This is a genomic window from Methylobacterium sp. C33D, assembly GCF_053345825.1.
Map to the genome: position 1 here is coordinate 1 of NZ_JBKFAV010000083.1, position 6,402 is coordinate 6,402.

5 protein-coding genes are annotated in these 6,402 nt (G+C 67.5%); 3 read left to right on the forward strand and 2 right to left on the reverse strand.

The window, feature by feature from the left end:
* Positions 1–1,118: 1,118 nt before the first annotated feature.
* The 3 genes from catC to ACLBXO_RS31305 all read left to right on the forward strand — a co-directional run bounded on the left by catC (position 1,119) and on the right by ACLBXO_RS31305 (position 3,014).
* Positions 1,119–1,403 carry a muconolactone Delta-isomerase gene (gene catC / locus ACLBXO_RS31295; protein WP_331312330.1) on the forward strand — a complete coding sequence of 95 codons (285 nt, stop codon included), beginning with the start codon at positions 1,119–1,121 and terminating at the stop codon, positions 1,401–1,403.
* A gap of 13 nt (positions 1,404–1,416) precedes the next feature.
* Positions 1,417–1,713, forward strand: a complete 297-nt coding sequence (locus tag ACLBXO_RS31300) for a YciI family protein (protein ID WP_331312331.1) — start codon at positions 1,417–1,419, stop codon at positions 1,711–1,713.
* Positions 1,714–1,796: 83 nt separating this feature from the next.
* On the forward strand, positions 1,797–3,014 hold the full coding sequence (locus tag ACLBXO_RS31305; protein ID WP_447687856.1) for an ABC transporter substrate-binding protein: 1,218 nt from the start codon (positions 1,797–1,799) through the stop codon (positions 3,012–3,014).
* Positions 3,015–3,648: 634 nt separating this feature from the next.
* Here ACLBXO_RS31305 and ACLBXO_RS31310 read toward each other — a convergent pair.
* Positions 3,649–5,688, reverse strand: coding sequence for a hypothetical protein (locus ACLBXO_RS31310; protein ID WP_447687857.1), 2,040 nt, complete (start codon positions 5,686–5,688; stop codon positions 3,649–3,651).
* Positions 5,685–6,242, reverse strand: coding sequence for a hypothetical protein (locus tag ACLBXO_RS31315; RefSeq protein ID WP_447687858.1), 558 nt, complete (start codon positions 6,240–6,242; stop codon positions 5,685–5,687). The genes ACLBXO_RS31310 and ACLBXO_RS31315 overlap by 4 nt, the downstream gene beginning before the upstream one ends.
* Between the last annotated feature and the right edge of the window lie 160 nt (positions 6,243–6,402).

Here is a 6,402-nt window from a genome sequence, read left to right on the forward strand (position 1 = left end):
GATCACCGCCCATTGCTCATCCGAGAGCCAGAACAGGTCCGCCATCACCGCCTCCAGGCCGCAGAACGGCCGCCTGGAATCACAAAACGACAGACCCCGCAACGGCTTGGTTCGGTTCACACCCTAGCACCCTGCATGAACGTTTCAACGGCTTTCGCCGATCATGAAATAGAAATCCGCGGCCGTGCCATTCGAGTCATGCCCGATAATAACGCGGAAATGAGCATCGTTATTCAATAAATTGGCAAGTACTGACAGATATGCGAGGCGCAAGGCCAATCATACCTCCTGAGCGAGCTGTAGAGTTCGGGCCTCTGGCAGATCCGTCCCGTCCGACGACCGCGATGCCGCGCCGCCGGTCCGGTCCGCGCGGCATCACCTGATCGGCTGTCCCGATCGCATGATCCGGGTGCGCCGCCCGCATCGCGGCGTCAGTACGCTTCTGAGGTTGCGCCGCGCAGCCGGGACCGAGCCGGATCGCGGCGACGACGGCCGGAGGCCGCGGTGAGCACGCTCGAGGCGGCTGGGGCTTCCGCATCGCGCTCGACAGTTGCCGCGAAGCCGGTTCGTCCGGACTGCACCTCGTTCTGACCGCGGAGGCCCCTCAGCGAGGGGCAAGCCTGAGTAGGCTCGGGTCGCGCGTCGACCTCCCGGGCCGGGGGCGCCCCCGAGCTGGCCGTCCAGACACGGGCGCGAGGCGGTGTCCGAAGGCGGCGGCCGCTCAGGTTTGCACCGCCTCGATGATTTCCTCGCCGATCGAGCCGGCTGGCGAGCGTGCCACGCCGTATCGCGGACAGGGTCGATGACGGCCGACGCGACCGCCGGACGATCGATCACATCCGCCGCCCGCGCCGATCCGGTGGCGATCCCGGAGCGGCGTCACCGGCCATCGCGGGGCGGACGCCGCGATTCGGATCGCCGGGGGGCCCCTGGTCCTGACCCGGGCCGTTTCCGGATCGGTCTGGCCATCGGGCGCCGCGGCGCGTACGGCAGGACAGCGCCGAGCGCGGCCGTACCGCGGCGGTCACGGCCGGGTCTCGGAGCCGGGCGGCACCGTCCGGCGCAGCAGATCGCAGTCCGGGCGCGTTCGGCGAGACCGGCGGCAAAGGATCGACGTCATGCTCTACATGGTCCACATGCAGGTCAACCTTCCGGCGTCCCTGCCGAAGGCGGAGGCGGATCGCCTCAAGGCCGAGGAGAAGGCCTACGCCCAGAAGCTCCAGCATGACGGGACGTGGCGGCACCTGTGGCGCATCGCCGGTCAGTACGCGAACTACAGTGTCTTCGACGTGGCCGGGAACGACGAGCTCCACCGAGTCCTGAGTTCGCTGCCGCTCTACCCGTTCATGGCCATCAGCGTGACGCCGCTGGCACAGCATCCCTCCGCCATCGCGGCCAACTGACGGGACCATCGCCATGCCCTTCATCATCGAGACCTTCGACAAGGCCGGCAGCCTGGACGTTCGCAGAGCCAACCGGGCGGAGCATCTCGTCTACCTCGACCGGATCAAGGACCGGCTCCTGGCCTGCGGTGCGAAGCTGAACGACGACGGGAGCGACGCCGGCGGCGGCCTGTACGTCGTCGACGTCGAGACCCGCGCGGAGGCCGAGGCGCTCATCCAGGCGGATCCGTTCCACACGGTCGGCCTGTTCGAGCGCGTCGAGATCAGACGCTGGCGCAAGGCCTACCTCGACGGCCGCAGCTATCTCTGAGGCCCGGAACGCGAACTTTCGAAGTGACGGCGGCGCTCCGGTTCGGGGTGACCGCACAAGAACCAGAGAATTGGGAGGATACAATGATCCGTCGCAGCTGGGTGGCGGCCGCCGCATTCGGTGCCGCTGCCCTGACCGCCCTGCCTGCCTCCGCGCAATACGCGGATGGCGGCATCAAGATCGGCATCCTGACCGATATGTCCGGCGGCTACTCGGACCTGGCCGGGCGGGGCTCCGTGACGGCCGCGCAGCTCGCGGTGGAAGATTTCGGACGTCCGATCAATGGTCGGAAGGTCGAGCTGATCTTCGCCGATCACCAGAACAAGGCGGACATCGCCTCGTCGATCGCGCGCCGGTGGTTCGATACCGAGGGCGTCGACGCGATCTTCGACGCCAACTCCTCGGTTGCCGGGCTGGCCGTGCGCGAGGTCGCGCGCAGCAAGGGAAAGATCGACATCAACTCCGGCGCCGGCTCCATGGCGCTGACCAACGCCGCGTGCTCGCCGACCGGCGCCCACTGGTCCTGGGACACCCACGCGCTCGCGGCCGGCACCGCTTCGGCGCTGGCCGACGATCCCAAGAACACGTGGTTCTTCATCACGGCCGACTACACCTTCGGGCACGATCTGGAGGCGCAGGTCGCCCGCGTCGTGAAGGCCAAGGGCGGCACGGTTCTCGGCTCGGTGAAGCACCCGTTCCCGAATCCCGATTTCTCGTCCTACCTGCTGCAGGCACAGGCCTCCGGCGCGAAGATCATCGGCATGGCCAACGCGGGGGCCGACACGATCAACACCATCAAGCAGGCGAGCGAGTTCGGGATCCTCCAGGGCGGGCAGAGGCTCGGCGGCCTCAACATCTTCCTGACGGACGTCTACGCCGTCGGATTGCCGGCGGCGCAGGGCATGATCCTGACGACGGGCTTCTACTGGGACTTGGACGAGCAGACGCGCGCCTTCGCCCGGCGTTTCGGCGAGCGGATGGGCGGCCGGATGCCGACCATGGTGCAGGCCGGCGACTACTCTGCGGTGCTCCACTTCCTGAAGGCGGCCGAAGCCGCCGGCACCGACGGCGGCCTGACGGTGATGGCCAAGATGCGCGAGCTGCCGATCCAGGACTTCTTCGCCCGCAACGCCACGCTGCGCCCGGACGGTCGGATGGTGCACGACATGTACCTCGCCCAGGTGAAGTCCCCGGCGGAGTCGACGGGCCCGTGGGACTTCTACAAGATCCTGAAGACGATCCCGGGCGACCAAGCCTTCCAGCCGCTCTCCGAGAGCACGTGCAAGCTGGTGAAGGGCTGACGCGCGCCGTCGCGGCCGTCCGGCGCCGCGACGACGGTCGACAGCGGTGAGCGCCGCCCCTCGAGGCCGGCGCGGCGCGATCGGGACCGCCCAGAGGCCGTGATCGACCTGGGCGGGGCTGTGGCAGGACCACGAGACGTTATGGCCGCCGGGCCTGATGCGAAGTGCGACTGAGACCGTGGGCGGTAAGCCGCACGGTCCTCAGCACATGATTTCCCGGCAACTCGATCCAGACGATCTCGATCTTCGGACGATATGCCTCGGGCTGCCGAGAGGAAGCGCCTTGCCGATGCGGGCCGGGCGCTTGCGGGGCATTGCGTGTCAGGCGCGTGTGCGCTTGCAGAAAAGCCGAGTCCGGCAACGTGCGCCAGCGGAGGGAGATACAGGCGCAGGCATCACATCTTGCCGAGTCCGTGCTGCGCAAATGCCGAGTCCCTGCCATCCCTCGCTGCGTAAAAGCCGAGCCTTTCTTCAACACGCGCGAATCGGTCACGGGCCGATCCTAGCAGGGCACTTCGGCGCCGTCTTGTCGTGGCGGTCAGCATGGAAGCTTTATATGTAGGCGGCGCTTCCGACCTCCCGGTCTAACGGAGCGCGCCTTTCACTCCGTTGGCCTACGTGTCGAGCAGCATCGTCACCGACCGTTTGAGCTATCCGGCGAAGCATTTTCAGCGCGAACGCCCATCTTCTTGCGTCGGCTGCCGGATCGCAACAGGTGAGCCGCCTCGGCTTCGACGACCGCGCGGTCGTAAAGCCTCTGCCCCCGTGTGCGCAGCACCAACGCGGGCTCGATGCCGAGTGGCTGGAGGTGGCGATGGAGATGCCTGGCGATGGTCCCGATCCGATGAGCGACCTCCCCGCCCGACACGTAGGTCGACTTGAGCCGGGTGACATCGCGCATCGCCAGCCTGTTGGAGCTGCCGACACGGACGAGTGGGATGCCCGTCCGCTGGCAGAGCTCCCTCGTCACCTCCCAGTTCAACCCGAGCAGCTCGGCGGCGAGTTGAAGCGTGACGGTCTCCTGCCGCCGTCCGGTTCCATCGAGCACGAGGGCGTGCACCTCGGATCGGTCGACGATAAGTCGGTAGCCGAATCGCTTCCGACTTCGTTCGACCCGGAGGAGCGTGAGCCTACCGTCCAAGATGGCAAGGAGAACTTCGGCGCGCGCCTCGGGCCTTTCGTTGGCAGGCAGCAGAGCCATGGCCAGTGTGGTACCGCACTCGGCCATCTCGCGCGATTTGGCTTCGAGCCGTCCCACCAGTGCTTCGACGCTGGACCGGCGGAGATAGTCGACCTGTTTCAGCCTGAGGTCACGCTCGGGTCCGTCGGCGCGGATCAACTGCCCGGCCGAGACCAGGCGCTCCACCGTGGCCGCGTCCAAGCCATAGCGGGTCCGCACGACCTCGGGCTCGATCATGTCGCGATACGAAGCCACCGCCGCCTCGACCTTGGCGGCATCGAGCACCACCGGCATGCCCTTCCCGCCGGAGCCGGCGAGAATGAAGCCCGGTCGGCGCACCATCCGCGCGAGATGCTCGATGCCGATGCCGTGCTCCTCGGCCGCCGCGCTGAGCGTGATCCCGGTATGCCCGGGTCGGAAACGCTTGTTCTCGTCCGGGCGCAGCACGACGCCGGACCGTGTCGCGATCACGTCGGATAGGGCCCGCTCGGCTGCTCGTACGGTGGCGTCCGGGAAGCGGTTCGGATCGATGACCTCGACGAGCGGCCCGAAGAATTTCCGTAAACCGAACCGACCGGGGCGCTTTCCCGACGCGTCGAGGGCGAGGTCAGCCAGTCGCGCGAAGCTTCGGGGCCAGTCGGCGATCAAGTCCGCGCCCGCCGCCAAGTCGGCCGTCGTCCAGTTGCCGTAGTTCCCGGACGCGAGCGAACTCCGCCTCGCAGCTACGGTGCTGCCGGCCGGGTCGCCCGCGCTAACGCCGAAGAAGATCGCGAGGTCCATCAGGTCGGACGCAGGGAGCGACCGCAGGTCCGCCGGTAGGCGGTTCCGGGCATCCATACGCTCGGCGGCGTCATGCGAGTAAAGATCCGCGATCACGCGAACGCTGCGGAGCGTGTCGGCGTCCACGGTCTCGGTACTGGCGTCCCTGAGGTCCGCCCTGCACTCGGCATGGCCGCACAGGTGCAAGGCGGTCGACTTCCAGGTGATCGCATGCCCGCAACCTGGGCAGCGGTTCATCAGCACGTCCCGACCCGATAGGCAGCAGGGTATGGGCTTCAGGTCCCACATGGCCCGGTGATGGAGCGTGTTCCTCAGGGAAGCCGGCGAGACACGCCGGACCTGTGTCGAGAGATGCTTGCGTCGCACCTCGACGCCGTGGAGCACTCCCGCTTGCATGACGCGCTGCGGATCGTAGCAAAGCCGATACAGCCGGCGTTCGACCTCGCCGACGCCAATCCCGAGGAGGGATGCGAGCGCCGTCGTCTGGAACGTGGCGAAGGGCAGGTAGGTGGCGTACGGGATCGCGGTCCCGGCGAGCGAGCAGACCTGGACGAGACGGTCGCGCCCGTTAGCGGCGCCCGCGCGAGCCACCACGCTGAGAAGGCTCTCGTCTTCGTGCGGGATCACGGCCATGGGAAAGGCCGGCGCGGCGACCTCGGCTGCCGGGACGGCGCCTTCCTCGTCGCAGTCCCAATCGGTGCCCGGGAGGATCACGCGACCGCTCCCACCGCAAGCGTTGCGCTACGGGCGTCCCTCAGCTTTCTGCGGCGCTCCTCATCGAGACGGTCCAGCATCGCGGAGAAGGTCTCGTCGTCCATCCAGATCTCGCGGGCGGCCGGCAACTTCCCGGGAGCGAATGGGTTTCGCCCTGCCCGGCGCATGAACAGCTTCAGACGCTCGAACACCGCGTGGAACTGATCGAGCCGCAGGGCGGGCGAGCCGGCCTCGATGGCGACCTTGCTCGCGAAATGAACGAGCTTGGCCCCGAGCCCGGGCCAGCCCTGGCTGGCGAGGATCAGGCGGGCGACAAGATCGTCATCGGAGAGACCGGAAACCTCCGTAAATCCTCCGACTTCCAACAGCTGCATGTCCCAGTTCGCGTAGTAGAGCCTCGCACTCTCGAAATCCGTCGGGTCGTCGAGCCGCCACGGCGCGACCTCGAAGGTCGGGTCCGCCATCCGCCCGGGGAGCTGGTCGTTCACGACGAAGATGCGCACGACGCGCTCGGTGCCGCTCAGAACGAACCCCACGCCCAGTTCGTTGACCAAGGACTTGATCCAGTCGGCACTCGCGTGGTTGACTGTTGTTGCCCCCTAAAAACCGGACAGGGTCTCCTGGGTTGATCGGGTGATGAACTCGCGCGGCGAGCGGTAGCCGAGCGCGCGATGAGGATGAAGGTCGTTGTAGTGCGCCAGCCAAACGGGGAGC